Annotated in this window: 24 protein-coding genes and 1 pseudogene; 13 read left to right on the top strand and 12 right to left on the bottom strand. The window is 40.6% G+C overall.

The genetic code is table 11. The features are described from left to right. The first annotated feature begins 2 nt into the window (after positions 1-2). From HMPREF3108_RS09830 to HMPREF3108_RS09805, 6 genes are all read left to right on the top strand, one after another. On the top strand, positions 3-2,183 hold the full coding sequence (locus HMPREF3108_RS09830; RefSeq protein ID WP_070494421.1) for a hypothetical protein: 2,181 nt from the start codon (positions 3-5) through the stop codon (positions 2,181-2,183). Then, complete coding sequence (locus HMPREF3108_RS09825; RefSeq protein ID WP_070494419.1) at positions 2,170-3,150, top strand: hypothetical protein; 981 nt, start codon at positions 2,170-2,172, stop codon at positions 3,148-3,150. Before HMPREF3108_RS09830 ends, HMPREF3108_RS09825 begins: the two co-directional genes overlap by 14 nt. 57 nt (positions 3,151-3,207) lie before the next feature. Next, complete coding sequence (locus HMPREF3108_RS09820) at positions 3,208-3,570, top strand: hypothetical protein (RefSeq protein WP_256262238.1); 363 nt, start codon at positions 3,208-3,210, stop codon at positions 3,568-3,570. 135 nt (positions 3,571-3,705) lie between these two features. Further along, entirely contained in the window at positions 3,706-4,962 is a 1,257-nt protein-coding gene (locus HMPREF3108_RS09815) for a hypothetical protein (protein ID WP_070494415.1), read from the top strand. Continuing rightward, positions 4,963-5,967, top strand: a complete 1,005-nt coding sequence (locus HMPREF3108_RS09810; RefSeq protein ID WP_070494413.1) for a hypothetical protein — start codon at positions 4,963-4,965, stop codon at positions 5,965-5,967. Next, on the top strand, positions 5,945-6,310 hold the full coding sequence (locus HMPREF3108_RS09805) for a hypothetical protein (protein ID WP_045505100.1): 366 nt from the start codon (positions 5,945-5,947) through the stop codon (positions 6,308-6,310). Before HMPREF3108_RS09810 ends, HMPREF3108_RS09805 begins: the two co-directional genes overlap by 23 nt. Before the next feature lie 435 nt (positions 6,311-6,745). Here the strand turns inward: HMPREF3108_RS09805 and HMPREF3108_RS09800 are convergent, their stop codons facing one another. The 5 genes from HMPREF3108_RS09800 to HMPREF3108_RS09780 form a co-directional block, all read right to left on the bottom strand. After that, positions 6,746-7,573 carry a Cof-type HAD-IIB family hydrolase gene (locus HMPREF3108_RS09800; RefSeq protein ID WP_048779218.1) on the bottom strand — a complete coding sequence of 276 codons (828 nt, stop codon included), beginning with the start codon at positions 7,571-7,573 and terminating at the stop codon, positions 6,746-6,748. A gap of 32 nt (positions 7,574-7,605) precedes the next feature. Then, positions 7,606-8,352, bottom strand: coding sequence for a DeoR/GlpR family DNA-binding transcription regulator (locus HMPREF3108_RS09795; protein WP_045505104.1), 747 nt, complete (start codon positions 8,350-8,352; stop codon positions 7,606-7,608). Positions 8,353-8,520: 168 nt separating this feature from the next. Next, entirely contained in the window at positions 8,521-8,931 is a 411-nt protein-coding gene (locus HMPREF3108_RS09790) for a hypothetical protein (protein WP_045505106.1), read from the bottom strand. Positions 8,932-9,240: 309 nt separating this feature from the next. Then, positions 9,241-10,407 (bottom strand): MFS transporter, encoded by a 1,167-nt coding sequence (locus HMPREF3108_RS09785; RefSeq protein WP_048779214.1) that lies wholly within the window; start codon positions 10,405-10,407, stop codon positions 9,241-9,243. 47 nt (positions 10,408-10,454) lie between these two features. Beyond that, a complete protein-coding gene (locus HMPREF3108_RS09780) occupies positions 10,455-10,976 on the bottom strand; it encodes a TetR/AcrR family transcriptional regulator (RefSeq protein ID WP_011999637.1) in 522 nt (173 codons plus the stop codon). Positions 10,977-11,135: 159 nt separating this feature from the next. Here HMPREF3108_RS09780 and HMPREF3108_RS09775 point away from each other — a divergent pair, with 159 nt between their 5' ends. After that, on the top strand, positions 11,136-11,990 hold the full coding sequence (locus tag HMPREF3108_RS09775; protein ID WP_048779212.1) for a cation diffusion facilitator family transporter: 855 nt from the start codon (positions 11,136-11,138) through the stop codon (positions 11,988-11,990). Positions 11,991-12,017: 27 nt separating this feature from the next. Here HMPREF3108_RS09775 and HMPREF3108_RS09770 read toward each other — a convergent pair whose 3' ends face one another. Further along, positions 12,018-12,548, bottom strand: a complete 531-nt coding sequence (locus HMPREF3108_RS09770; protein ID WP_045772633.1) for a TetR/AcrR family transcriptional regulator — start codon at positions 12,546-12,548, stop codon at positions 12,018-12,020. 132 nt (positions 12,549-12,680) lie between these two features. On the opposite strand from HMPREF3108_RS09770, the gene HMPREF3108_RS09765 reads away from it, so the two are divergent. The 4 genes from HMPREF3108_RS09765 to HMPREF3108_RS09750 all read left to right on the top strand — a co-directional run bounded on the left by HMPREF3108_RS09765 (position 12,681) and on the right by HMPREF3108_RS09750 (position 17,967). Then, on the top strand, positions 12,681-15,104 hold the full coding sequence (locus HMPREF3108_RS09765) for a YhgE/Pip domain-containing protein (RefSeq protein ID WP_070494410.1): 2,424 nt from the start codon (positions 12,681-12,683) through the stop codon (positions 15,102-15,104). A 180-nt stretch (positions 15,105-15,284) separates the two neighbouring features. Further along, on the top strand, positions 15,285-15,998 hold the full coding sequence (locus HMPREF3108_RS09760) for a polyphosphate polymerase domain-containing protein (RefSeq protein ID WP_141639679.1): 714 nt from the start codon (positions 15,285-15,287) through the stop codon (positions 15,996-15,998). A gap of 3 nt (positions 15,999-16,001) precedes the next feature. After that, positions 16,002-16,682, top strand: a complete 681-nt coding sequence (locus HMPREF3108_RS09755; RefSeq protein WP_048779206.1) for a DUF4956 domain-containing protein — start codon at positions 16,002-16,004, stop codon at positions 16,680-16,682. A 22-nt stretch (positions 16,683-16,704) separates the two neighbouring features. Further along, positions 16,705-17,967: a carbohydrate-binding domain-containing protein gene (locus tag HMPREF3108_RS09750; RefSeq protein WP_048779203.1), complete on the top strand. Its 1,263-nt coding sequence runs from the start codon at positions 16,705-16,707 to the stop codon at positions 17,965-17,967. Between the two features lie 67 nt (positions 17,968-18,034). On the opposite strand, the pseudogene HMPREF3108_RS09745 reads toward HMPREF3108_RS09750, so the two are convergent. Together HMPREF3108_RS09745 and HMPREF3108_RS09740 are read right to left on the bottom strand one after the other, a co-directional pair. Then, positions 18,035-18,987, bottom strand: a pseudogene (locus HMPREF3108_RS09745) (S66 peptidase family protein). A 63-nt stretch (positions 18,988-19,050) separates the two neighbouring features. Then, positions 19,051-19,683, bottom strand: coding sequence for an HAD family hydrolase (locus tag HMPREF3108_RS09740; protein ID WP_048779198.1), 633 nt, complete (start codon positions 19,681-19,683; stop codon positions 19,051-19,053). A 290-nt stretch (positions 19,684-19,973) separates the two neighbouring features. Here HMPREF3108_RS09740 and HMPREF3108_RS09735 point away from each other — a divergent pair, with 290 nt between their 5' ends. Continuing rightward, positions 19,974-20,483, top strand: a complete 510-nt coding sequence (locus HMPREF3108_RS09735; protein ID WP_048779195.1) for an ABC transporter permease — start codon at positions 19,974-19,976, stop codon at positions 20,481-20,483. A gap of 76 nt (positions 20,484-20,559) precedes the next feature. Continuing rightward, positions 20,560-21,018: a class Ib ribonucleoside-diphosphate reductase assembly flavoprotein NrdI gene (gene nrdI, locus HMPREF3108_RS09730; protein WP_048779193.1), complete on the top strand. Its 459-nt coding sequence runs from the start codon at positions 20,560-20,562 to the stop codon at positions 21,016-21,018. Positions 21,019-21,134: 116 nt separating this feature from the next. On the opposite strand, the gene pulA is transcribed toward nrdI, so the two are convergent. From pulA to HMPREF3108_RS09710, 4 genes are all read right to left on the bottom strand, one after another. Further along, complete coding sequence (gene pulA, locus HMPREF3108_RS09725; RefSeq protein WP_070494408.1) at positions 21,135-23,228, bottom strand: type I pullulanase; 2,094 nt, start codon at positions 23,226-23,228, stop codon at positions 21,135-21,137. Positions 23,229-23,463: 235 nt separating this feature from the next. Beyond that, entirely contained in the window at positions 23,464-24,450 is a 987-nt protein-coding gene (locus HMPREF3108_RS09720; protein ID WP_008808130.1) for a LacI family DNA-binding transcriptional regulator, read from the bottom strand. 9 nt (positions 24,451-24,459) lie between these two features. Next, positions 24,460-25,263 carry a DUF1189 family protein gene (locus HMPREF3108_RS09715; RefSeq protein WP_061597087.1) on the bottom strand — a complete coding sequence of 268 codons (804 nt, stop codon included), beginning with the start codon at positions 25,261-25,263 and terminating at the stop codon, positions 24,460-24,462. A 54-nt stretch (positions 25,264-25,317) separates the two neighbouring features. Next, positions 25,318-26,160 (bottom strand): sugar ABC transporter permease, encoded by an 843-nt coding sequence (locus HMPREF3108_RS09710; protein WP_011999651.1) that lies wholly within the window; start codon positions 26,158-26,160, stop codon positions 25,318-25,320.

Raw genomic sequence — 26,160 nt, 5'->3', positions numbered from 1 at the left:
ATATGGCGAATATAAAAATCAAAAGTCGTTGGGATTTAGGCTCTTATGGAACAAATATCAAAAACTTTTCTGATGCCTATACGGTTGAAACAAATTCTTTGTATCGTAATTTTACAGATAAGGCGGGAAGTGATAGTAAGGGTGAGGCAGTAAATGCTTACTTTAAAAAGCTAAATGTCCTACAGGATCAGGTGTTCGCTCAGCTTCCATCAGCTATCAAAGATTATGGTAACGTAGTCATTACTTATGCAGAAACTATTGAAGATGCGGGTTTTCAAGATGAGTGTTTTAGTAGTGATAGTGGAGCAAGCTCTTTAGAGGAATTACTTAAAGGTGAACAAGTCAAGCAAATTTCTGATGTATCTGAAGCATTGAATCAAGCCTTTAAGCAAGCATCTGAGGCTATGGGAACTTCAGCTGAAGATACAAGTAAAATCTGTGAGACGGCTACTTCAGATCTAACTGATGCAGGTGCAAAACGAGTTAAGAAAGATAAGGAAGTTCAAGATGCTTATTCTACTTTTACAAGTAAACTAACAACAGCTACCACTAATATATCGAACTTTCAGAACGTATTAAATAATGCATTATATTTGGCAGAGATTCCTAGCTCAACAATCTTTCGAGCCATTGCAAACGGAAATCTTACAGCAGAGCAAATGTACTATTTAGACGTTCCTAGGACCAAGGAAGATGCTCAGGCACTGAAAGCTATTATCAGTGACAAACCTGGTGATGTGCTGAAAGTAGATCCAAATAAAATTTCTGAACAAATGTACGCGGTCATTGCTAGCGAACAAAATGACTGGACAATGACCAATAATAATAAAATGTGGCAACACTTTGTCAATGCTTTGGGAGAGTACTCAGTTGAACGAAATGGCATTTTCACAAATGGTATTTTAAAGGCAGAGGATGCTCTTGCACAAATATTAATGAGCCAAATGTATCAACTGTATGAGAATAAGCCAACTCCTGATCTAGAGGAATATGAAGAACTGATGAAGCAGTATCAAATGATGTATGATTCCTATCAATCGGAGTTGAATGCAATCAATAGTAATACAGGTTTGATGTACTCTCTACAAGTTTTAGAAATAGGCACTTCTAAAGTATCTAAAGTTATAGAAAGTGAAAGAACAATGGAGCAGTACCGCTATAAAAAGGTGGCCAGTGTTGAATTAAAAAATGGACAGTTTGAAATTAAAACAGATAAGGGAGAACATAAGTCAAAAGTAAATAGCGTGCAGTCTTATTATAAAGATAAAGACCTTAAATTGATAGATAAAGACTATAATTGGAACGAGCACAAAGAGTATACAGCAACTACAGAGTTTTCAGATTTTGGAATGCAAGCTTCAAAATATAGCGAACGTTTGAAGAAACTTCAGGAAGAAAGGCAGGAAGCGCACGATAAATTTAGCGAAAGTATCCTAAGTGCAATTGCTGAAACAGGAATATCCTTTATTCCGTTTGGCTCGACTGCTTTATCGGTCGTCAAGACTTTGGGTGCAGTGAGTGATGGATTTAAAGGTAATGAGTTTCAGTCTAACGGTACGTCTGCAATTAAGTCGGCAAGAGATGATTATAAGAGTTTCTATAAGAAAACTACAGGTCAGGATATCCCTGATACAAAATTTGATAAATACTGGGGGCATTGGAGTAAGTTGAGCTCAGGAATATCTGATGGAGTCAAAGCTCTAAACACATATAATTCTGCTATTAGTAGGATTGATAATGAAACTTCAGAAGCTAAAGATGACATGATGCAAAAAATTCTGGACCATGGGGGATGGGACTTGTCAGAAAATGGGAAATCTACTATAGCAAATGGAAGAGTTGGCCAGTACTATGATTTTAATGCAATCCTGAGAGTGGAGGAATTAAATAGTTCAGGTCTAAAGGGTTACATTAATAATGCGACAAACCTTACTGAGAATGATTTAGATGCTGCAATCAATAAGACATTTACAGAAGAAAAAGACAAACAAACCTATTCGGCTGTCATTGCCTATGTGAGAGGCGAAAAACCAGATTTGAAATTAGAAGATATGAAAGCAGACCAATTGGAAAAATTCACTACTATTGTTAAGAATCTCGGAAGAGATGGTATGTCTGGCTTAGGAGACTATTTTGATAAAGAATACCAAATGGAAGAGGTGAAGCCGTATGGTGCCAAATAGTAAAAACAATAATAGTATATTTACCTCTTCTCGATTATTATTAGGAACTATCTTTATTTTTCTTCTTTTTGGCTGTTCAAAACATTTGGAGGATGACCAAAAAAAATCTAGCAGTTCAGATAGAAATGAATATTTCAGTGTTTATAACCTCAATGCGGATATTCACAAATTTGAATTTATTCATGATAAAAACGGTATTATTGTTGAGTGGGATTTTGAAAATAACAAGGTGGCGAAAGCTATTAATTCCTCTGATTGGATTAGAGTAAATCCAAATTTTCTTGTTAGAGAACGCCAAAAATTAAGACGAGCGACTGCTAGTAAAGAAATGAAGTCAGATGAATTCGCGTATTTGGATATCTTTGATTTAACTAATAAAGAAGCCCCTAAAAAAGAAATAGATGTTTGGAAATTAATGGTAAATTATTTGAAAAATGATCAGATAGAGTTTCATGGGACCTTGCCAATTCTTAGAAAAATAGGTAACAATGATTATGTTGTCCTTTCGATAACCGAACAGAAAAAATATCGATACTTTTTACTAAATCTTAGAACTCTAAAAATAGACGCAGAGAAAACAGAGCAGGAGCTTAACGTGACAAATCAGATTGACATCAGGTTGTTCACAGATGAAAAAAACAGATCGGGTGTTGAGCCTTTTGATAACGGATTTTGGAAATCACAAAATTATAACGGAGACATCAATTTAAAACATTCCGATCCATCAGCATTTAATCTTTTTTCTAAAAAGAATAGCTTCGCTTATAAAGTAATTAATGAGGAAAATGGGACTATTAAAAATGGTAGGGAACTCATCAATCTTGAGACAGAATTCCTGAAAACTGGAGTATCTGCTTATGATGGTTTGTACTTGCCGGGTAAGTGGAGTACTGAAGGGCAGGATACAAAAATCACGAGTTACGAAGATATTCAAAAATATTATAATGGCAAGTTGGTGTCAGAGTAGTTCGTCGAGAATAGTAAATATGTATAATTATTAAATGAAAGGAATAAACTTATGGGAATGGATTCTACAATTAGTATTGATGCGGAGCATATTCATAATATTCAGGTTGCTGCAAAGGATCTTGGCGATAAGATTACAGATGGTGCGTCTGCAGTAGAGGATGAATCAGGAGAATTAATTACATCTGGGACGGACGCTATTAAATCTACAGTAGAAAATGTTGCACGAGTCGTAAGTAGTTTAAATAACTATTTGAATCAGGTTGCGACATCGTTTCACCATGCCGATGCTTCTATATCTGAATTAATCTCAAAAGGTAGAGTTGTTACATCGTATGGAAATCCAAATTACTCTGATCCAAATTCACCAGCACCAGCAACTGATGGAGAAAAGGAAGCAGCAAGTAACCTACCTGGTTAATCAAATACCCCAGTCACATTGGGGTGTTTCTACTTTAATTTTATATAAAATAATTATCTGACAAAAATAAATGATATAAAAGCTTTCGTAAATACTTTATTGAAAAATAATTCAGTAGAAGATGTTCAAAGTTATATGGATAAATTAATGGAAGCAGGAGATCGATTTGGCATATCATTAACAGCTGTTGGTGTAAGTAAGATGCCTGGTTTTCCTAAAAGAAAGGAGAACGAATCAGATGCCTCTTATCAAAAACGGATAGATGATTTTATAGCGACTCAGGAAAAAATGACGCCTGAATTAAGAAAAATACAAAAGGATGTTGAAAAAGCGAATGCTTTGACAAATCTGTATTCGGCAATCTATGTCAGAAAGATGGGACATGTTCCTCATAAGATGCCGCATGGGGGGACTTATGAAGAAAAAAGTTCCATTGATAATCTAAAAATGGGGAATGGAAATATCACTTTTGATGAAATTAAGAAAAGCCAAACAGAATGGAGAACATTTCCTGATAAGCGTGAAACAGTTACTGTAGGGGTCTTTGATACTTATGGAGAAGGTGAAGGACGTAAAATGGCTGCCGAATTGGAGAAAATAGAAGAGAAACGTCTAAAAGCCAATCTGAAATTTGTTAGTGATGTAATAAAGACAGGTGGATACTTAGGTGGACCTGAGACTGTAGCGGTTACTCAAGCTATAGGGGTAGTGTTAGATACCGCTGCAAACTCTGATGGCCCTTCTAATGCTAGAGATGCTGCAGCTGCTTCTACTGGTTTATTACCTAAAAAATATCAAGCTCCAGTTCGTTCTGGTGCAGGTCTTGTCAAGGCATTTGCTACCTATCATTCTGCTTTAGAACAAATTGACGAAGATAAGAAAAATTCCGAACAAAAAGCATTTAATTCGTTTAACGACGTTGGAGGAGGAAGTGTGTCAACTGGACTTGAAGGAAACCAAAAGGTAATCTCGACACGTTTTTCTTCAGCTTTTGATTTGCAGTCTGCTCTATCTTATGCAGACTATCAAGAAAATGGCTTGCGAAACATCGTTTATCAACAGGCTTTGGCTGAAACGGGTAATAAGAAACAAGCACTAGACAGTTTAAAAGCCTTTGATGAAAAGATGAAAGACGCCAAAATTTATAATAGTACAGTGACAAACTTTATTAAAGGAGAGAACATTATTACACCTAAGCCGTCTGAGCTTTTAAATGCGTTTAGTCAAATTCAAGATGAACAGATTATTCCTTCGAAAGAATATTGGAATGAGTATCAGGAATTAAATTTAAAGGGTAAAACTAATGATAAAATAAAGTACCGTACAGGAGAGGATATCCGAATCCAACATAATCAGCTGTTTGATCGTTTAGTTGGTTCAGGAGGACAATAAATGAATAAAAGAAAACAATTTATTTTAGTGATAGCTGTCTTATTAGTAGCTTTCTGTAGCTTTGTTTATCTAAAAAAACAATTCTTTTCTCCTTCCAAGCCAAAGGAAGAGTCCAGAAAGGAAACGCTTGTATTTGATTCTTCGCTGAAAGATATTACTCTAACAAAAGATGGGCGCTATGTCTTAGTTAGTCCTAATACTTCAAAGTGGCATTCTAATAATTTAAGAATTAGTCGGAACTACGTAGTCTCAACATTTATAACTTATGAGCACTTTTATGCAAAAAAGAATACTTTACCATCCGGTAAACTCAAAAAATTTGATATTATCACTTATGATTTACGTAAAAAAAATTTCGTTGAAAAGCGCATAGACCTCAAAAAGGCCGTAGAAGAATACGATTCAGATTACGGCTTGAGAGATAATGGGGCCATCCAAGAAGTTGGTTTTAGTTTCTATTTTGAGGGTAAAGATTATGTACGGATTTATGTATCAAAAAGAAAAAATTTGGAAGAAACAAAAGGCTTAGTGCTAAATCTGGAAAATGGGAAATTGACAGAGCTTAGTGAAGCGATGGAAGAGGTGATTCTCGCACAAAATAGTTTCCCTTCCCTATCCAGAACCAATCTCGATGATATTCTATATTTTAATGGATTTTCAGCTTCAAACAATTTAGGTTATATTAATGATAAAAAGGAGAACAAGATTGGGCAGGATATTAACTTTAGCCATGAGTTTCCTGACTTGGTCAAGCGTTTAAAGAAAAATAGAGTTACAAAAATTCTGTATCGAAGAGGCTTGGTTTCTCCTGCAGATTACTATGAAGATCTTCGCCATTGGTTTGCGCCAGTTGGTCAGGATAAGCTAGATATAGTCGCAAAGGATTATGAAACGAACGAAGAAACTCCTTTAAATAATTACCAAGAATTCATTGATTGGTCCAAAGCGGAAGCTAAAAAAGCACAGGAAAGGATAAAAGCAAATGGGAAAAAAGAGACAGATTAATACAGATCAAATTTACGAAACATCAGTTCGCTTAGATGCGGCAGTAGCGTCAGGAGGTCAAAATGATGCTTCAGAGTGGGTTGATGATGAGTCTACAGAATTATTTGCAGACTGCAATACCTTATTGGATGAGGCTTCAGCAGATATTCATACTACGGTAGAGAATCTTAATAACTATTTAAATTCTGTAGCAGCAGAATTTGAGAAAGCTGATTCAAAAATGGCAAAATTAATTTCTGCAAATAATGGATTGGAATCTATCCCAATGGAAGATAAAAATATTGCAGAAAAGAATAAAATTCGCTCGAATGATTATTATAATCAATTGAAAAAGAGCAAGTAATCGTTATATTTTTATCCTATTTTATCTTTCATATCGTAATAGGATACAGGAATGATTTCTCTTAGGCTGAGCGATTCTTCTCTAGCGCTTATTGGCTGTGCAGTCAGCCATTCTTCACGAGATGCATACAATGGAAAAAGATAGTCTATCGAAGAAATAGTATGCCTGGGGCTTTTTGTTCAGGCCTATTTCTATTTGAAGTTGCTATTCCACCTGAACATCAATTCAGGTGGTTTTCTTTTACCTACCATATCTCAGTCTCTATCTAGCACCTATTTTTCATATAGTATCATAAAGAAAGTTTTAGGTGATATACTAAATCTAAAACAAAAAACAAGCTAAAAGGACTTAGTCCTAGCCAATGTAGAACTAAATCCTTAATTCAAATTATTTTGCTGATTTTTAAGGTTGGGGTATCTGAGCCATTTCGCAAACTCATCCGAGGACATATTCTTTGATGGCTTCTGCGACTCCGTGCTCATTGTTGCTTTTAGTGACGGCATTGGCCTCAGTTTTGACTGTTTCAGGGGCATTGCCCATAGCGACGCCAAGTCCAGCCAGGCGGAGCATAGGAAGGTCATTGAAGTTGTCTCCGATTGTCATGACCTCTTCTAGTGGCACTTGGTAGTGCTGGGCAATTTCGTGTAAGGCTTGCTCCTTGGAGACATGCTTGGCCGTGACTTCCATGTAGTTGTCCTTAGAGAGATAGAAGGCTGTCTTGGAGAAGTCTAAGGTCTGTAGGTAGTCATGGAGTTTCTGGATGACAGGCGCTTCATCGATAAGAAGTAGCTTATGGATAGGGATTAGCACATCCAGCACTGGCAGAAGAATATTCTGAATCACTGGTTGCTCACCTGTAATAGCTGCCTCTATCTGCACCCACTTATCCAGACGATCAGCAATCCAATCCTTGCCAGAGTAGAGATTGATGGACACACTAGGAAATTCAGCTTTGACTAGTTCCAGAAAAGTGCGGATCTCTTTCTTGTCTAGAGGGTGCTCGATAATGGTCTCGTAAGCTTGCGGGTCACCCTTGATGACCAGAGCACCGTTGTAGCAGGCCAGCGGATTATCTCCCAGCCCCAGCTCACGGGCAATGGGCTCCATACCCAGAGGTGAGCGGGCAGAAGCCAGTACGAAAGGGATTTGTTCTTGGTTTAGCAGGGGAATGATGTCTTTGAGGTCAGGATCTACTTGGTGCTGGTTGTCTAAAATGGTACCGTCAATGTCGCTGATAATCAGGCGAATCGCTTGTTTTGTCATGGGGCGTCCTCCTATGTGTCTAATGGATCGATTTAATAAATTATTTTAACCTTGTCTCCTAGCTTTTCTTGGACTTCAGGGCTGGGCTCTTGGTCCGTGATCCAGTAGTCAAAGTCGCTGACAGGACCCAGGATGTACTTGGACTCTTTCTGCCACTTGTCTTGCTCAGCCAGCAGAATCTTAGTTTTGGCGTGTTTCAAAGCCAGTCTTTTCAGGTGAGCATCAGCCTCGTCTTCAAAGCTAACCAGACCATCAGAGACACTAGCTGCCCCGATAAAGGCAATGTCAAAGGAAACTTGCTCTAGCAGCTCTGCTTCATTGAGCGCGTAGTAGAAGCGGTTTTTGGGATAAAATTTGCCACCTAAGAGGTGAAAGTCCACTTTGTCCTGACTACTCAGCATGATTGCATTATCCAGCGAGTGGGAATAGATTGTCACAGGCTCCTTGATGCGCTGTGCCAGATGGAGAACGATGGTTGAGACATCAAAGAAAGCAATCTGCCCCGGCTTGAGAAAGTCGTGCGCTTTTCGAGCTATAGCCTTTTTTTCTTGGCTCAGCTGTTTGAGACGGTCGTTAAAGGAAGGGATTTGCCGGTTAGTGTCCAGGGGGATAATACCTCCGTGAGTGCGCTGCACAAGCTTACGCTCGCTCAAAATCGAAAAATCTCTTCGAATGGTATCTTTAGAAACCTGAAAATGCTCAATCATATCCTTGGCTGATAGCTGTTTTTTCTCAGCCAAGAGCTCTAAGATTTCAGCCAAGCGTTGTTCTTGGTACATACTAGTCCCTCCCTGTTTGTCTAAAAAGAGTATAGCACAGAGATTAAGTGTTTTCAAGTTTTTTTAATGCTTTGTAAGTATTTTGGCTCGGAGTATAAAATGAACAATCAAAAAAACCAAGCAGTGCTTGGCTTTTTTGATATTATAATGTTCGAAATAGCTTTATGATTATGGAGTTTGGACGTTAACTGTTCCGTCGCTTCCAACTTTAACATCGACACCGCCACCTTGTACATGAACGCCGTCTTCGTTTACGTTAACATTTCCATTGCTATTAGCATTTTCATTGCCAGCTTCAACAGTAGCTGAGCCATCGCCGTCAGCTTCTACTTTAGCGTCATCAGTTTCTACGTTAACGCTGCCACCGTTTTGGCCTCCGTTAACCTTAACTTTAGCTTTGCCGCTTTCAGAGGATGCTGAGCTTTCTTCTTTGCTTGAAGAGCTGGCCTTAGATGAAGAAGATACGCTTGAGCTTGAGCTTTCTTTTGTATCCTTGTCTGCAGAATTTCCGCAGGCAGCCAAAAAGAAGAGTGAAACTAGTGTAATTAGAGATAAATAAATTGTTGATTTTTTCATCATATCCCTCCTTCTACTTACATAGTATATGATTCAAGCTTTTGACGCAATAAAAAAATGGATATGACATTGAATTATCATACCCGCTTAATAGTTTCGTTACATAAAATACATAGGAAAAACAGAGAAAAGACATCGCTATCAAGGGTTTGGTTTGTTTGCTCTTTGTTTGTCTATGTAATGTTTTTGTAACAGATATAAATATTTATCAGGGTGCAAAAGAGTTGTTTGGAGCGTTGAGAGATAAGTGTTGGCTGGTAACTTAGTCTACAAATTGTAAAACCGCCTAGGTTAACTAAGCGGTTTTAGATGTTACAAAATCTTATCGAATTTCTCAATATAGAAAAGAGAAGCAGTCATAATCAACGTTAGAATCAAAAGACCGATAATGGCAGGTGTCCAAGATTGGAAGAGGTCAAAGCTGAAACCGAAAAGGCTAGGTCCTAATGCTGCAAGGATATAACCACCTGTTTGAGCCAAACCAGATAATTGAGCTGTTTGTTCAGGAGTGCTGGTCTTAAGAGAGAAGGTTACCATAAGGTAAGGGAATAGGGCGCTGACTGCAGCTCCAAGAAGGAGATTGAGGATCAACCAGTAAAAGAAATTGCTGGTCGGAATTAGCAACATAGAGACACCAATGAGTCCAGAAGCTGCAACGCAAGATATCATGATGAGGCGTCCACGAGCAGATAAACGAGCTGTGAGACTTGGAATTGTCATAGAAAATGGCAGGCTAATCAAAGAGAAGATCGAAGCGAGGATACCCGTTGCATCTTTTGATAGACCAGCTTGCAAGGCCAAAGTTGGTAACCAGGTCACTGCTGTGTAAAAGAGTAGGGACTGCAAGCCACAAAATACGATGAGGGCTAAGACCTTTTTATTTTTCAGCAGGGCGCCGATTGGATGATTTTTGCCTTTTCTTGCTAGGAAGTGATTGTGTTTAGTATTAGGGAGCCATACCAGGAGTGCCAAGAGACAAATGGCAGTTAAGGCCAAAATCAACCCTTGCCAAGAGGTGGCACTAACGATAGGAACAACCAGAGCAGAAGCTACTGTAATCGATAGGCTCATAGCGGAGATGTAAAAGGTCGTTAAAAGACCGATGCGTTCGGGCTGATTGGCTTGAATGATGCTAGGCAGCAGAACATTTAGTAAAGCAATGGCTGCCCCTAGGATAATAGTTCCTACATAAAGGAAGGGGAGATTAATGATCCGGATAAGAGATCCGATTGTCAAGATGATTAGGACCATTGTAAAGAGTTTTTCAAGCCCAAATTTTTGTGCCAAGCGAGGGGAGAAAGAGGAACAAAGGGCAAACATGACTAGAGGTAAACTGGTCAAGAGCCCGAGTGAGCTGAGTGAAACGTGGAGGCCATCAGCGATATCCGATAGGACAATCGGCAAAACGGCAAAAGGTGTCCGTAATACAAGCCCAACCATGATAATGCCTGGGACAAAAAATGCAGAATGTTTTTTCATAAAATTCTCCTCAAACGATAGTTTTCTAAGTGTTTAATACAAAGTTTTTACTTCATCAAGTCTAAAAAATATTGGCTGATGGTGGCCTCATCGATGGGATTTCTTTGTTGCAGCCACCAGGATACAGTTTCAACAAAGGTAGCTGTTACGTGATTTTTCAAAAAATCTTGTGGCAGACGGGCCTTGTTCATCAAGCCTTTTTCCTGAATTAGAGGGAAGAGGTAATGTTCCAGCTCAATTTTCAGACGATTGATAAAGTAGGTGTTTTTTGCTAAAAGCAGTGTAGCGATACGATCCTGATTTTTCCGAAAATGATAGAAAATATGGGCAGTCGCTTCAAATAGGTCCTTTCCATCAGGACGCTCAAGAAAGGTGTGCTGGAATAGCTCTTGACAGAGCTCCTCTAGCAGGGCTTCTTTGGTCTCAAAATGAGCATAAAAAGTCGACCGTCCCACATCGGCCAGGTCGATAATTTCTTGAACAGTGATGGCTTCATAGCTCTTACGATGCAAGAGGCTGAGAAAGGCTTGGTAAATGGCTGCGCGTGATTTTTTTACTCGTCTGTCCATAGTATTTCCGAACAAAATCAGTCTTTTGTCTCTTATCTGACAAAGCTAGTGATTTGCTTCTTGTTTCCTTTTCTAAAAAGATGGATAATAGAATCGAACAAAGTGTTTGCTTTTGAATACATTATACTATAAAAATGTCAGATGTAACAGGGGGTTGCCATGAAATCAAGTCAAAAAATGATGATTGCTTTTCTTTTGAATTCGTCCTTCGCCATTATTGAAGTTTTTTTCGGTTTGGCCTTCAATTCCAGTGCTGTCTTGGCTGACGCCGTCCATGATACAGGGGATGCATTGGCAATTGGCCTGTCAACGCTTTTAGAAAAGATTTCCAATAAAAAAGAAGACAGCCGTTATACATTGGGCTACAAGCGTTACAGTTTGCTGGGAGCCATTCTGACTTCCATTATTTTGATTACAGGTTCGCTCTTGGTCCTCTGGGAAAATGTTCCCAAGATCTTCGCCCCAGAACCTGTCGATTATAACGGGATGCTGGTCCTAGGAATTGTGGCTATTTTGGTTAACTTGGCAGCCAGCAAGGTGGTCAGCCACGGCCATAGTCACAATGAGTCTATTCTCAGTCTGCATTTTCTAGAGGATATTCTGGGTTGGCTAGCGGTTATTTTAGTGTCTATCGTCTTACGATTTACGGATTGGTATTTCCTAGATCCCTTGCTATCTCTTTTGATTGCTGTCTTTATCCTCAGTCAGGCCCTTCCTAAGTTTTGGGATAATATCAAGATCTTTCTGGACCATGTTCCAAGCGATATTGATCTGGGTCAGCTCTATCAAGAACTGGGGAGTCTAGACAATGTTCAAGCTGTTGCTCAACTCAACGTTTGGACGACGGACGGTATTGACAAATACGCCATGATTCATATTTGTCTAAAAGAAACCGAGAAAAGCCAAGAGACCAGACAGGCAGTTCACCAGCTGGTCAAGTCTTTTGGCATCGTTCGAGCCACTATTGAGTGCGATGAAAGCATGGATGAACATCAGAAACATGGAGATCTTTAGTCTGTCTTTGGCCGAATAAGAAATTCCTTATCCTAGCATTTTAAGAAGGAAGTCCGTCATTTGTTGCGGGCTTTCTTTTTTTCCTCTTGCAATCCACATTTGCACGACACCAAACAAGGCGTTGGTCAGATATACGGAATTGTATTCTTTTTCAATCTGACTGAATTCCTTATTGTTGAAGCGTTCTTGCAACTCTTGGTGAAGCATCATTTGAAACTTGTGTCTTAAAAAGGTTTGGATTTCCTTTGTTCCATTTTCCGACAGGAGGGCTGAGAAAAGAGGTTCGCTTTCCAGGAAGTCGAGGACCTTTAAGATGGCTTGCTGTCGGTCATTGTAGTATTCCTCAAAAATCGTTTCAAGTTTTTGAAAGAGCCCTTGCTGATAACGTTCGATCAAGTCGTACTTATCCTTATAATGAGTATAAAAACTGCTCCGGCTGATACCTGCAGTTTTGGCAAGCTCAACAGTTGAAATATATTCAAAGCTTTTTTCTTTCAGTAGTTGGACCATAGCTTGTTCAATGGTCATCTTGGTTTTCTTTCTTTTATTACTTTCCATTTTTTCATCCTTTCGAACAAATTTGTACAGTCTGTCTAATTTTCGAATTCTTTAGCTTGTAATAATTTTGGATTGGTGTATAATCTAGTATATCAAAATTTAGACAGTATGTATAATTTTTTGGAGGTAAATATGTTAAAAGAGTGGAAAGCTATTTTAAAAAAACCAAGCTTTATCATTGTAATGTTAGGTGTTTCTCTGATTCCAGCCTTGTACAATGTAATTTTCTTAAGCTCTATGTGGGATCCTTACGGACAGGTAGAGAACTTGCCAGTGGCAGTTGTTAATCAGGATAAGGCTGTGACAAGTTCAGGGAAGACCCTAGCGATTGGTGATGACCTTGTTTCCAGCCTCAAGGAGAATAAAAATCTGGACTTCCACTTTGTTAGTAAAGAGGATGCCCAAAATGGCTTGAAGAAGGGTAACTACTATATGGTGGTCACTCTGCCGAGTGATTTGTCAGAGCGGGCGGCCAGTGTCCTAAGTGGCGAACCTAAGCAAATGAAAATCGACTATCAGATCTCGAGTGGTCGGAGTTTCATTGCTGGTAAGATGAGTGACTCAGCCATGACTTCTTTAAAGCAGACGGTAGCGCAAAACGTGACCAATACTTATACAAGTGCTTTATTTAAAAATATGGGAGAGCTAAAGACGGGAATGAATAAGGCCTCAGATGGAGCCCAGCAATTAGCTTCGGGTAGCCAGCAGTTGGGTGCGGGTAGCCAGACCATTACGGATAACTTAAAAACTCTGAATCAGGCCACAAGCAGTTTGGCAGATGGAGCAGTTCAATTAAACTCAGGTTTAGAAACCTATACAGGAGCCGTTGCACAAGTATCAGCAGGACTGAATCGCTTCTCAGAAGGGTTAACAACTTATGCAAATGGGGTAGCCACTATTGCATCGGGTGCCAATCAGCTATCGGATCGTTCAGCTGATCTAGTAGGAGGTGTCCAACAACTCACTCAATCAAGTGCTGGTGTCCAAGCTTTGGCTAGCGGAGCGTCCAAGCTCAATACTGGTTTAACTGCTCTGAAGGAATCGGTAGATATGAGTCTTACTAGCAATCAGGAAAATGTCAGCAATTTGACAGCTGCTCTGAACCAGTTAAATGCAAGCATTCAGGCGTCTCTCTCAGGAACTTCAGCTTCAACAGAAAATATTGAGGCATCCTTGACGAATATAGCAGCGTCTGCTCAAAACATCATCAATGACAATCAAGCTGTTAAAATAGCTGCCCTAGCCAATGTCCAAGGAACAAGTGCATATCAGAGTCTTTCTGAAGAGGCCAAGGCGGAGATTGATGCGGCGGTTAGTGGTAGCCAAGCGGGTAGTGATCAATCTGCTCAGACCATTTTATCAGAAGTGATGACCATGAAGACCAGTCTGGAAGCAGGAAAGACTGCCAGCCAAACACAGTTGGCTCAGCTGGGGGCTGTCTCTAATCAGGTATTGCCACAAGCAGCCAACATGATCAATGGTCTCTATGGTGGCTTGTCAACGGTTAGCGCTGGGCTTGAAACAGCTAGTGGAGGAGCCGGTCAAATTGCTTCTGGTGTAGATAGCTTAAATGAAAAATTATCAAGTGGCGCCGGTCAATTAGCTCAAGGAGTGACGGATTATACAAATGCTGTCAATAAACTTTCGGAAGGAGCTAGTGGTTTAGCGGCTAATAATTCTAGCTTACTAACAAACTCAGCAACTCTATCAGCTGGAGCAAGCCAATTGGCCTCTAAATCACCTGAACTGACAGCTAATTTCGGGAAATTAGTAGATGGTGCAAGCCAATTGGCTAATGGATCAGGAAAACTGGTCGATGGTAGCAGTCTGTTGACGAATAAACTATCATCCTTAACCAGTGGGAGCGAGAGCTTGGCTAGTGGTCTGACAGAAGCAGGTGATAAGCTATCAACAGTCACAACTAAGGAGGATAATGCCAAGATCCTAGCAGATCCACTCAGCCTTCACAAGACAGACCGAGATAAGGTTGAGAAAAACGGAATAGGGATGGCTCCTTATATGATTTCTGTAGCCCTCTTTGTAGCTGCTATTTCAACCAATATCATCTTTAGCACACTTCCTTCAGGAAAAGAACCAAAGACCAAATGGGAATGGTTCAAAGCACGCCTAGAAGTAAATGGTGTAATTTCAGTTGTAGCTGGGGTGTTGGTTTACGCTGCTGTCCATTTGATAGGATTATCTGCCAACCATGAATTGGCAACTCTTGGTTTGATTATCTTAACCAGCATGACCTTCATGGCTCTTGTGACGGCCTTAGTAACATGGGATAGCAAACTCGGAGCCTTTGCTTCTCTGATTCTCTTGCTCTTGCAGCTGGCTTCTAGTGCAGGGACCTATCCGCTTGAGCTGACCAATAAGATCTTCCAAGCCATCAATCCTTGGCTACCGATGAGTTACTCGGTATCTGGTCTTCGTCAAACTATTTCTATGGGGGGACAGATTGGGGGACAAGTCGGCTTCCTGATGATAGTCTTAGTGCTATTTATGGTTGCTGGAGTCTTGGTCTATCAAACAGATAACAAAGAAAGAGTCTAGTCTTTTGACGGAATCTTAAGAGGAAAAGAGAGATCTATCTTTCTTTTCCTTTTTATCTAAGCAACATCTCCTGAAAAGGGAGATGTTTTGTTTTCTTTAAGTTTTTTTTAGATTTCTTTTAAGCTTTGCTACTTAAAATAACCAAGTAAATAATCAAGCAGCGAGAAAGGGAGATGTCCTATGGCTAAAAAAACATTTAAAGATAAATTCCAGCGATTTGAAACAAAATACGTTATTTCAAAGGAGGTTCTAGCAAATTTGCTGACGGAGTTTGAGGAACACATGGTAGAAGACGACCATGCATATTCAACCATCAGCAATCTTTACTACGATACTCCTACCTTCCAAATGATTCGTGAATCTCTAGAAAAACCTTATTTTAAAGAAAAATTGCGGGTACGGACTTACGATGAAACACCATCAGAAGACAGCCAGGTTTTCTTGGAAATCAAAAAGAAAGTGCGAAAAATCGTCTATAAGCGCCGGATTTCAACAGACTTGCTGGCGGCGGAGTCCTATCTAGCGGGTAATCGAGGTCAGACAGATGATTCACAGATCCGCGAGGAGATTGACTGGCTCATGGCTCGTTATCAAAAGGTTCAGCCCATGATGTATATCTACTATAATCGTTATTCCATGAAGGGGATAGAAGATCCAAATGTTCGGATTACCATTGACTATGATTTGACTTATCGATCAGAGGATTTAAGTTTATTAGATGGCAAGCATGGGGACAAGCTCTTACCAGAAGGCTATGTCATCATGGAAATCAAGGTTCCAGGAGCTTATCCACTCTGGCTGAGTGAGATTTTGGACCATCATCAGGTCTTTCCAAAATCCTTCTCTAAATATGGCGTAGCCTATAAAAAACCACAGACTACAAAGGAGTTGTAAACCATGCTAAATCAATTATTTAATGACGTTTTTACCAGTACGGCTGTAAAGCCATTGACCATGCTAGAAGCCATTGGAATTGCCTTAGTCTTGGGTTTGGTCGTGGCTAAGGTCTACCAGTATAAAACGGTCTACAGCAAGTCCTTTGTTATGAGCCTAGCCCTATTGCCGGCCTTGATTGCCGTTGTCATCTTCTTGGTAAATGGTAGTCTGGGTGCTGGGGTTGCCGTCATGGGGGCCTTCAGTTTGATTCGCTTCCGTTCGGCTCCAGGTGGTGCCAAGGAGTTGGTATCTATATTCCTAGCTATGACGATCGGGATTGCGATTGGTATGGGCTACCTGGTCTTTGCAGGAGCCTTTACCCTAATCATGTCTGTAGCGATTGTCCTTCTTGAAACCATCAACTTTGGACAAATGAAACACTCTATCCGCCAGCTGACCATCGTCATCCCTGAAAGTTTAGATTATGAGTCTATATTTGATGATATCTTTGACAAAGCAACCAATCATCTGGAATTGGCCTCAGTGAAAACATCAGACATGGGTAGCCTGTTTAAACTCAAGTATATCATCCAGCTCAATGGCAAAATGACAGAGAAAGAGTTGATGGATGCTCTGCGGACCCGCAATGGAAATCTAGAGATTGCTATCAGTCGATTCATCACAAAAGAAAATGAATTATAAAAGAAATAGAAAGAGGCCTATCATGAAAACAAGTAAAAAAACAATATTTCGAAAAGTAAAGCTGATGGTCCCACTGGTTCTGTTGACAGCCAGCTTGGGAGCCTGTAGCTTGATTAGTAAGTCCAGCGCTGCTAGCACTAGCACAACTACTAGTTCAACCACTAGTAAAACGTCCTCAAGCAAAGCCTCAACAGCTTCAACGAGTTATTTCACTGATCGGGACCAAGACGCCTCATATGACGAATCTAGTGCTACAAAGGTAAGTCTAAGTGGCTCAACAGCTAAGGTGTCTGGAGACGGTGCGAAAGTATCTGGGTCAACTGTAACAATCACAGCTGCTGGTACCTATGTCCTGTCTGGAAGTAGCGAAAATGTCCAAATCGTGGTGAAAGCAGGAGACCAAGACAAGGTCCAAATCGTCTTGAATGGTGTGACCATGAAAGGGACTGACGCAGCGATTGTTGTTGAAAGTGCGGATAAGACCTTTATCACCCTTGCGGAAGGAAGTAAGAATAGTATTGCCGACTCTGCCAACCACACCAATACAGACTATGATGCAGCCATATACAGTAAGGATGACCTGACTTTCAATGGTTCTGGTAGTTTGACGATTGAAGGAAATTATGGCAATGCAGTCGAGTCGAATGATGATTTGCGTATTACTGGCGGAACCTATACAGTCAAAGGCTATAAAAATGCTCTTTCTGCCAATGACGCGTTGAATATCAAGGATGCGACCTTGAATCTGACGGCAACCGAAGATGCTCTTCACGCTGACAATGATGAAGATACGACACTTGGAAATCTTTATATCCAGTCCGGTACGATTACCATTAATGCTGGTGACGACGGAATGCACGCTTCTAATGCAGCAGTGATTGACGGCGGTACGATTACAGTTGAGTCAAGTGTTGAAGCACTCGAAGGAACCAATGTGACTATTAATGGAGGGAAATTAGATCTTTCTGCCTCTGATGATGGTATCAATGCTTCTAGTAAGGTAACTGGAGCAGAGATCTTTATCAAGATTACGGGAGGTGACATCAAGGTAGAAGTGGGACAAGGTGACACTGATGCTCTTGACTCTAATGGTGATATCATTATGACAGGAGGGAATCTAGACATTACTTCTACAGTCTCTGCCTTTGACTTTGACGGAACAGCTACATACACTGGTGGAACCATTACAGTCAATGGTGAAACTCGATCTGAAATCACAGCTGATGGCCCTGGCGGAGGTGGTGCCCCAGGAGGTAATCAGGGAGGCGGACCTGGTGGACATTAAGGTCAACTATCAAAGTTTTCAATAGAAAGAGAGAACTCCTCATTCCAGCTGGAATGAGGAGTTCTTGCTATTCATCAATTCTGATAGATAATTTTTTCGTATCCACGGTCACTTGAGCGCCGATGGTAATGGTAAAGAGTGGCTGAGTATGGGCAAAGTCCAAGTCATAGAGGACGGGAATTTGTTTGAGAATCGGATGTTTGTCCAAGATATAAAGGAGTAGCTCCTCTGTCATCTGACATTCTTTTGGAAAGCGACCGATGAGAAGGGCCTGTGGGTTAGGATAGGCCTGAAGCAGGGCAGCTAGATTGCGTTCAAACTCCACATAATCATCTTCCTCCGCCTCTTCAACAAAGAGGACATAGTTTTCATCTGTTGGGGCATAGGGAGTGCCACGCAGGAGTGAGAAGGTGGAGAGATTGCCGCCGATAGCAGTGGCTTGGGCTTGCCCGTGGTGATAAACTTTCCACTCCGTCTCATGGAAGGTCAGTGGGGCATCAGGCAGATACCAAGCATTGTCGCCCCATTTTTCACTAGGAGTCAATTCATAAGAAGTCTGGCTGACGGCCTTGAGCCAGCTCTCGGTCTGATAGTCCTGCAGGGCATCCATTTTAAAGCTGGAGTAGGACGGTCCCATGTAGGTTTTCATGCCGGTCTTGCTATAGATAGCGCTGAGCAAGGCTGTTGTGTCTGAGTAGCCACAGAAAATCTTAGGATTTCTAGCAATCAACTCAAAGTCCAATAGGGCAGGAGCTCATTGCAGTTGAAACCGCCGATAGTAGCCAGAATGGCATCAACGGACTCATCTGCGAAGGCAGCATGGATGTCTGCCACTCGGCTTTCGATGGAGGCAGAGCCTAACATATCATTTTCCAGATAATGCTCCGAAAAAGACACGGTAAATCCTAGCTTTTCCAAGCGCTCCTTGGCGGCTAGATTGGCTTCAAAGCCACCGATGTGTTCGATTGAAGCCGAGGGGCTGACGACCCGAATGTGCATACCAGGTGTGAGTTTTTTCATAGAAAGACCTCCTGTTTAAAATGACTATATTATACAATAGAACGTTCCGAAAGACAAGGCCAGCTAGGACAAGAGGATGGGAAGTAAATCAGTCAGTTTTTCGACGGTCCAGTCCGCTCCTTCTTCAAGATTCTTGACTTGAGCTAAACTACCGAAGCCTTGTTTGATCCAGATGGTTTTCATCCCTATTCTTTTGGCAGGAACGATATCATTATCCAAGCGGTCACCAATCATAATAGCTTGATGAGGCAAGCAGTTAGTCTTTTGTAAGGCCAGCCTGAAAATAGCGGGGTCGGGCTTGGCCAGCCCAAATTCCGCAGAAGAAAAGATAGCGTCAAAGTAGTCTAAAATTCCAAAATCCTTCAAGCGCTGTTCTAGGCCAGGTAATTGATTAGCGATAATTCCCAATTTATACTCTTGCCCCAGCTGCTCTAATATTTCCTTGGTTTGCGGATAGAGAGTCTCTAAGTCCGTTCTCCAAGCTGGGCGCTCAAGTCCATAGAAGCTTAAGGCTTCTAAGTCGCCTTTTTTATTTTTTCTAAAATGGCTGAGCATCTTATCATAGAATTCCTGATAAGAAATATCTTTTCCAGTAATGGCAGTTTTTATTCTGGCTTCATAAGCTTTGTCTTCATCGACTAGAGTTGAACCTATATCAAAAAAGAGCCATTGAATCTCTTGGTAATCTTGTTTCATAGCCTTATTCTATCACAAAGCCTTTCTTTTCAAGCTAGGAGGCTGTGATTTTTTGAAAAAGAGGCTTTTCAAGGAGAATCAGGGTCATTTTAGAAGCTTTGGCGCATCATTTTTTAAAAGTTATTTATAATGAATGTATAGAAATCCGAAGGCAAGAAAATCTTTTTAGCATTACACAAACTTTTTTGAGAGTATGTCTGTCTCCTGAAAATGCAATCTCTAAACTTTATTCAGTTTCCCCTTTCGATAGCCTTCGGATTCTATTATTTTAGAAGAAATAGAGGGTTAATATGAAAAAGAAAGCAATTTATTTGTACGTGTGTTGGTTGATCTCTGTCTTTGGTGGACTGCTTAGTCTCTGGGACCTTCTTGCAGGAAAAAGACTAGAGAATCCCGCAGAAGTTATGCAGCTAAAAGGTGAGGTAGCCCAGCAGTATAATCGGTTTTATGATGCGGTTTTTGATTTGAATCATAGTATGAGTCAGGTTCTGATTCTATTTGTGGGTCTTCTTTTATTGGCGACAGTACTTGTATTGCTGATCAAGAAGAAGCTACTTCTAGCCAACATCCTATACTCCGCCTACTCGGTCTTTAGCATTCTTGTTATGGCTTATGATTATCTGTCTTCTCAGCCACTCTATCATTATTTTAGTGATCCAGCGATTCGTGAATCAGTCATGATGATCCCTAAGGCTGTAACCATAGTCGGACTCTTACTGAATATCCTCTTTTTAGCTATTGTCCTCTTTTATACCTGGCGTCAGCAGAAGGACTTGGAAGTGAAAAAGGAGCCTATTTAAAATTTGACAAATAACATTTATCGTCTTACAATTTTAAGAAAAGGATAGATGTTATTTTTAGTTTTAGGAGGATAGAATGGCAAAGGTTTCCTTAGTGTATATTAGTTTAAGTGGGAATACAGCAAGCTTTATCAAGCGTCTGACGGCCTATTTGCAAGAAGGCCACGCGGATCTTGAAGTAGAACAGGTCAATATTAAGGATTTGGTCAAAGAGGGCCAAGATTTCTTTGCTATGGACAATCAGTTTGTAGCCTTCTTGCCTACTTATTTAGAGGGTGGAAATGGAGTTGACTCTGGTGATGTTGAGATTTTAACCAATGATTTAGCGGCCTTTATTGAATTTGAAGAAAACTATAAAAAATGTTTCGGTATCGTAGGCAGTGGCAACCGTAATTTCAACAATCAGTATTGTTTAACGGCCAAGCAATATTCTCAACGTTTTGGCTTTCCTCTGCTAGATACTTTTGAGCTTCGTGGTCTGCAAAATGATATCAGCCGTGTTGGTGACAAGATCGCAGAACTCTATCAGCTTTAAACTAGCTCATATCAGAAAAGTCAAAGCACGTCTCTTATTGAACTGCACCCCAAAAGTTAGATTTTATCTGTCTAACTTTTTGGGGTCAGTACACTTACTAGAGGCGTGCTTTTTATTTATTTCAAGACCAAGACTTGCTTAGCAGGAATGACATAGTTGTCAGCCAAGGGAGCGATAGCCTTGTGGCTACTAATGGCTGGGTAGGATAGAAAGACTTCCTGACCTAGTTCGTTTTGGTAGGTCTGATCTTTTGAACCAAAGTTGATCAAGATGGTCATTTGTTCATCTTGCTGTGATATCTGATACTTGACCAGTGAATCATTGAGCCACTCAACTTGGCAAGCTTCCAAGATTTCTTCTCGACTTTCGAGACTGAGTAGAGGGTGTTCTTTTCGGAAGCTGATTAATTCACGAATGAAGTCAACATCTTCTTCGTAGTTGAGTAAGCTTTGCCAGTCCAGACGATTAATAGTATCTGGGATGTTGTAGCTATTATCTAGCAAGTCTTTGTGGCGGAAGAATTCTTGACCACTATGGAGGAAAGGGACCCCCTGAGCAAGCAAGACCAAGTGTAAGGCCAAGCGAGCACTAGCCAAGCGTTCTTTTAGACTGATGTTTGAATCTTCCATTTTAAAGTAGTCAAAGACAGTCGCATTGTCATGACACTCAGTGTAGTTAATGGCCTGTTGAGGACTTTGGAAATGGTTTGCTGTTTCTAAGCCGACATTAGCTGTTAGGATATTAGCCATGCTGGAAGTCCATTCGGATCCAGTCAGTCTTTGTTTGTTTAAGATGGTTTCTTTGATGGTATCACGGAAATTATCGCTGAAAAAGCCATAATCAGTCAATTCTGCCGCATTATACTGGTGGGCCAGGAGGTCTGATTCCAAACCAGTCGCCATTTTCCAGCCTTCTCCGTAGAGATAGACATTTGGGTAGCTCGCTTTTAGCTCTTCTGCTAGCTCATTCATAGTTTGGATATCTAAGATACCCATGAGGTCAAAACGGAAACCGTCAAAGCCATAGAGATTCACCCATTGCTTGACTGAATGCTTGATGAAGCGACGGACCATGACTCTCTCACTTGCAACATCGTTACCACAGAAAGTTCCGTCAGTTCGTTGTTTTTGCTCATCCAAGCGATAGAAATAACCAGGAACTATCTTTTCAAAAGCAAAGCTATCCGCATCATAAACGTGATTGTATACGACGTCCATAATCAAACTCATATCCGCCTCATGGTAGGCTGCGATAGTTTCCTGTAATTCTAGAATGCGTGCATAAGGGTCCTCAGGGTCACTGGCAAAGCTGCCTTCTGGAACGTTATACTGGACCGGATCATAGCCCCAATTGTAGACTTGTTCAGGGTGTTTCTCATCTACACTACCAAAATCATAAACAGGCATGAGCTGGATATGGGTGATTCCCAGATCTAGCAAGTGCTGCATACCAATTTTGCGTTTGCCTAGCTTGGGAGACTCTGTCAGCGCTCGGAATGTGCTAGGTTCTTTAAAACCAGCATCCTTTTGGCTAGAGAAGTCGCGAACACTCATCTCGTAAATGACGGCCTTGGTTGGGCTTAGCTGGGTCTTGGCCCGCTTGACTCCAGTTGTATTGAGTAGTTTCTTTGGATCAATAATAAAGCTAGCACCAGAATTGGCTTCAGAAGAGAGGGCATAAGGGTCATGTACTTCCAGCCACTGACCATTGACCTTATGAAGATAGGTGTAGCTAGCTCTCTCCCAATCACCGGGAATCATTGTTCTCCAAACGCCCTTTTCCTGACGAAGGAGAGGCCAGATAGTCTCTTTGCCATCTTTTTTCAACTTGATCAGGACTTGTTCGGAAATAGGAGCCCAAAAGGCAAAAGAAGTAGCCTTCGAGGTATAAGTTGCACCAAGATCATCTTGATCGTAGTCAAAAGTTTGATCAAAAATCGGTTCTTGGACAATATGTCGGAATGCTAGGACTGTTTTATTGCGGTCCTGGTCGTAGACGAGGTAATGCTGTTCCAAATCGATATCTTCTACCAAAGTCAGGCTGTAGAGGCAATGTTCAGTAGAAGATTTGCAAGTTTGAATAGTCAGAGGAATCACCTGGTCGTCAGATTCCAAAGTGAAGGACAGGTCCTTGGCATCATGAATGATGGGTAACTGAAGATTAATCAGTCGTGTGTTATCTAAATAAGCTTGAAAGGTTCTAAAAGACATAAATCTCCTTTATAAAAGATAAGCTAGCCCCAGAAGCGCGTGTACCATCAGAGGCTGCCAGTAAAAAATTAAATAGTAAGTCTAAATGATCGCCAAACATAAAAATGTAAGGCCAAAGAGAAGTACAACCGTAGTTTAACTTGAATGGAACTACGGTTGTCATTTTTTATTTGGGATTGAGGCCTTATTCTTGTGTTTTTAACATTTCGGTTTACGGTCCGATGAGAATACCAATTTATCGTTCGATAATCTTATGGGAAATCAACTGGCGATAGCAGATTTTCCGGTTTTCCTTGCTATCATTGATGATCTGAAGGATGGTTTGGAAGGACACTCTACCCAGTTCTAGGGTATTAATATCAACATAGGCAGCCAAGTCTAACTTTGGCTCCACCGAATCAAAAGAAAGGACTGGGATAGTTAAGTTTTGTGAAGAGAGAAAATCACAAACACCAGATGCCAGCAAGCTATCTGTAGTGATGATGGCATCAATATTTGGATTTTTTGCTAGCAAGCGCTTGGTAAACTGGTAACCTTTTTCTTCCAAAAATTCTGTGACAAAGGCAGTGCTCTGAGGATCTAATTCCAGCTGATGCTCTTTTAAGGCATTTTCGTAGCCGGTATAACGGTCTTGGGTTACAAAGAGCTTTTTAGTTCCTCCGATAAAAGCAATATGGCGGCAACCTTTTTTTATGAAATATTCAGTTGCATCGAACCCCGCTTGGATATTATCATTGTCGACCAAAGGAATAAAAGGAGAAAGAGATTTTCCTAGGATAAGGAAGGGGAATTGCTCTTCGTAGGCCATCCGAACCAGAGGGTCGTTTTCTTCAGCGTAAAGGAAAATAAGTCCGTCCACCCGACGGCCGTGTACCATTTGAGAAATGGCTGTCATCCGTTCTTTCTCATCTTTACCGGTAGCAATCTGAATAGCGTATTGGTGCTGAGAAGCTACTTGTGAGATCCCTCTCAGAACAGATGGAAAAAATGGATTTTGGTAGAAAGCATCTGAATCATCTGGTAAGACGAGGCCGATGACCTGAGTGTAACTGCTGACCAGACTGCGGGCATTTAGATTTGGATGGTAATTCAGTTCTTTCATAGCCTTGCGAACCCGTTTTTTTGTCTCATCACTAATCGTAGACTTGTTCTGGATAACACGGGTTACAGTTGAGGGCGAAACCTCAGCTAGTTTGGCAACATCTTTAATAGTAACAGGCATGATGACCTCCTAATTTTCATCACGGAAATGCGTACGATAAAAGGCGATAACAAGAAATAATACAAAGAGAATATTTTGAATCATAACCATAGTTGTCAAAGGCTGACCCAAGATGCCAAAAAAGACAGCAATGAGAGTAGGAAATCCTAGACAGTTTAAAGTGAAATGATAGCACTCTTTGAATTTTTTAAATGAAAAGAGTTTAGATTTTTTAGTTAGATAAAGGAAGAGACTGGCTCCAAAGGTCACAATGAAGAAGTTAAAGGTCAAGAGCAGGCCAGACACCAAAAGTAAAAATAGACTGATAATCAAACGGTTTTGCTGGAACCAATCTTTGGAGATGGCCTCGCTTAAGCTTTTCTTATCCTTCAAAGCTTCCTGATTGATAGCCTGGTAACGAATGGCAGCCAATTCTTTCTTGCTTTTACTGATTAGGAGATGATCCTTGTCAAAATAAAGAGTTAACTTGTCTCCTGGTCGGGTATCCTTGTGATGTCCGATAATAACCTGACCGTCTTTATTTTTTTGTACACCAAAGTGACTATCATAAGTTAGTTGGCCGTCTTTGATCTGAACATGATTGCTAAGCTCTTTCATAGCAGACTCATCTAAAGGCTGAAAAACTTGATCGATAAAGGTATCCAATGGATAGCTCTCTTTGGCAGCTGTTTGCAATGCCATAGGAATCAAGGTCAAAGAAATTAAGAAAAGACTAGTAAAAATCAGTTGGAACCAAGACAAAAGCTTGCGGTTAGCAAAAGCTTTTTTAAATTGAAAAATACTTGAAAAATAATTAAAAGGGTAGGGGTACATAGTAGCTCTTTCTAATTTTTATAGTCGTCCGACAAAAAACAGGGTGGGACAAGATTATCCCTTGTCACCACCGCTTGTTAAACCAGATACAAAGTTCTTTTGTAGGAAGAAGAATAAGATACAGATTGGAAGAGCAGTTAAGATAGCTCCTGCGGCAAAGAAGGCGATTTTCATATTTTTAACATCGCTGACAAATGTTCTCAGACCGACTGCAACTGTAAAGAATTCTTTATCCCGAAGGAGGAAACTAGATAAGATATAGTCTCCAAATGGTCCCATGAATGCCCAAAGTGCTTGTACAGCAACCATTGGACGAACCAGAGGAAGGACGATTTGCCAGAAGCGTCGGAAATGACCGGCACCATCTAGTTTAGCTGACTCATCAAGAGAGATTGGAACGGTATCAAAGTAACCTTTCATCAGCCAAGCATTCATTGGAATTCCTCCACCAACATAAAGGAAGATGAGGAACCAGTTTTGGTTCAAAGCATTCAACATCAAAGCCATGACGAAGAAGGCGGTGAGGGCAGCAATGGTTGGCACCATCTGGATAATCAAGAAGAAGACCAAACTTTGCTTGCGGGCGATGAAGTTATAGCGGCTGTATGCGTAACCAGCTAAAACTACTATACTGGTTTGCACAATCATTGTCAAGACGGCAATGATGACTGTATTGAGGTACCAGGTTCCGTAGAGTGTCTCAGAGAAGAGCCTGCTGAAGTTGTCAAAACTCCAATCGATATTAAAATCAAGTTTGAAGGCGACAATGTTACCAGTTTTAAAGGCTGATGTAATCGTAATTAATAGAGGATAAATAATGATTACTGACAGAACTACGAGATACAGGTAAGTCAGAAAATGATTAAAGTGACGTTTTAATTTTACAGAATTATTCAT

Source organism: Streptococcus sp. HMSC10A01, assembly GCF_001807785.1.
GTDB classification, from domain to species: Bacteria; Bacillota; Bacilli; order Lactobacillales; family Streptococcaceae; genus Streptococcus; species Streptococcus gordonii.
Note: the sequence above shows the minus strand (reverse complement) of the source record. Positions and strands in the feature narration are given on the sequence as shown.

Excerpts from the sequence above, each read along its gene's own strand:
- HMPREF3108_RS09795 (WP_045505104.1), bottom strand. The coding sequence starts at position 8,352 with ATGTACCAAGAACAACGCTTGGCTGAAATCTTAGAGCTCTTGGCTGAG.
- HMPREF3108_RS09750 (WP_048779203.1), top strand. The coding sequence starts at position 16,705 with ATGAAAACAAGTAAAAAAACAATATTTCGAAAAGTAAAGCTGATGGTC.
- HMPREF3108_RS09765 (WP_070494410.1), top strand. The coding sequence starts at position 12,681 with ATGTTAAAAGAGTGGAAAGCTATTTTAAAAAAACCAAGCTTTATCATT.
- HMPREF3108_RS09755 (WP_048779206.1), top strand. The coding sequence starts at position 16,002 with ATGCTAAATCAATTATTTAATGACGTTTTTACCAGTACGGCTGTAAAG.
- HMPREF3108_RS09790 (WP_045505106.1), bottom strand. The coding sequence starts at position 8,931 with ATGATGAAAAAATCAACAATTTATTTATCTCTAATTACACTAGTTTCA.
- HMPREF3108_RS09710 (WP_011999651.1), bottom strand. The coding sequence starts at position 26,160 with ATGAATAATTCTGTAAAATTAAAACGTCACTTTAATCATTTTCTGACT.
- HMPREF3108_RS09770 (WP_045772633.1), bottom strand. The coding sequence starts at position 12,548 with ATGGAAAGTAATAAAAGAAAGAAAACCAAGATGACCATTGAACAAGCT.
- HMPREF3108_RS09720 (WP_008808130.1), bottom strand. The coding sequence starts at position 24,450 with ATGCCTGTTACTATTAAAGATGTTGCCAAACTAGCTGAGGTTTCGCCC.
- HMPREF3108_RS09715 (WP_061597087.1), bottom strand. The coding sequence starts at position 25,263 with ATGTACCCCTACCCTTTTAATTATTTTTCAAGTATTTTTCAATTTAAA.
- HMPREF3108_RS09825 (WP_070494419.1), top strand. The coding sequence starts at position 2,170 with ATGGTGCCAAATAGTAAAAACAATAATAGTATATTTACCTCTTCTCGA.
- HMPREF3108_RS09800 (WP_048779218.1), bottom strand. The coding sequence starts at position 7,573 with ATGACAAAACAAGCGATTCGCCTGATTATCAGCGACATTGACGGTACC.
- HMPREF3108_RS09815 (WP_070494415.1), top strand. The coding sequence starts at position 3,706 with ATGGATAAATTAATGGAAGCAGGAGATCGATTTGGCATATCATTAACA.
- HMPREF3108_RS09775 (WP_048779212.1), top strand. The coding sequence starts at position 11,136 with ATGAAATCAAGTCAAAAAATGATGATTGCTTTTCTTTTGAATTCGTCC.
- HMPREF3108_RS09805 (WP_045505100.1), top strand. The coding sequence starts at position 5,945 with ATGGGAAAAAAGAGACAGATTAATACAGATCAAATTTACGAAACATCA.
- HMPREF3108_RS09760 (WP_141639679.1), top strand. The coding sequence starts at position 15,285 with ATGGCTAAAAAAACATTTAAAGATAAATTCCAGCGATTTGAAACAAAA.
- HMPREF3108_RS09735 (WP_048779195.1), top strand. The coding sequence starts at position 19,974 with ATGAAAAAGAAAGCAATTTATTTGTACGTGTGTTGGTTGATCTCTGTC.
- HMPREF3108_RS09785 (WP_048779214.1), bottom strand. The coding sequence starts at position 10,407 with ATGAAAAAACATTCTGCATTTTTTGTCCCAGGCATTATCATGGTTGGG.
- HMPREF3108_RS09780 (WP_011999637.1), bottom strand. The coding sequence starts at position 10,976 with ATGGACAGACGAGTAAAAAAATCACGCGCAGCCATTTACCAAGCCTTT.
- HMPREF3108_RS09830 (WP_070494421.1), top strand. The coding sequence starts at position 3 with ATGGCGAATATAAAAATCAAAAGTCGTTGGGATTTAGGCTCTTATGGA.
- HMPREF3108_RS09820 (WP_256262238.1), top strand. The coding sequence starts at position 3,208 with ATGGATTCTACAATTAGTATTGATGCGGAGCATATTCATAATATTCAG.
- HMPREF3108_RS09810 (WP_070494413.1), top strand. The coding sequence starts at position 4,963 with ATGAATAAAAGAAAACAATTTATTTTAGTGATAGCTGTCTTATTAGTA.
- nrdI (WP_048779193.1), top strand. The coding sequence starts at position 20,560 with ATGGCAAAGGTTTCCTTAGTGTATATTAGTTTAAGTGGGAATACAGCA.
- pulA (WP_070494408.1), bottom strand. The coding sequence starts at position 23,228 with ATGTCTTTTAGAACCTTTCAAGCTTATTTAGATAACACACGACTGATT.
- HMPREF3108_RS09740 (WP_048779198.1), bottom strand. The coding sequence starts at position 19,683 with ATGAAACAAGATTACCAAGAGATTCAATGGCTCTTTTTTGATATAGGT.